Origin of the sequence: Pseudomonas sp. SIMBA_068 (genome assembly GCF_046534705.1) — a bacterium.
GTDB lineage: Bacteria > Pseudomonadota > Gammaproteobacteria > Pseudomonadales > Pseudomonadaceae > Aquipseudomonas > Aquipseudomonas putida.
In genome coordinates this window covers 1-389 of sequence record NZ_JAWRYI010000101.1, presented here as the reverse complement: position 1 = coordinate 389, position 389 = coordinate 1, and the positions used below count along the sequence as shown (strand labels likewise).

The window sequence follows — 389 nt, the reverse complement described above, 5'->3', positions numbered from 1 at the left end:
TCGGCGGTCAGCGATGGGCGCTGGTGGTAGCCGCGAGCCAGGCCGACCCCGCCCAGGTACAGCTCGCCCGCACTGCCGCGCACGGCTGGCTGCAGGCTGCCTTCCAGGATGTGGGTCTTGAGATTATCGATCGGCTGGCCGATCGGCACGCTGATGCTTTCGTCCGGCTGGCAGGTCCAGTGGGTCACGTCGATGGCCGCTTCGGTCGGGCCGTACAGGTTGTACAGGCCCGCTGCCGGCAGGCGTTGCAGGGTTTGACGCGCCAGCTCGGCCGGCAGTGCTTCACCGCTGCACACCACGCGCTTGAGGGTGGTGCAGCTTTCGACCGCTTCGTGGGTCATGAACGCCTGCAGCATCGACGGTACGAAGTGCAGGGTGCTGATGCCATG

Annotated in this window: 1 protein-coding gene; it reads right to left on the bottom strand. The window is 67.1% G+C overall.

The annotated features are described in order from the left end of the window. On the bottom strand, nucleotides 1-389 hold a 389-nt coding region (locus SB756_RS28355), incomplete at both ends, for an AMP-binding protein (RefSeq protein WP_410912812.1).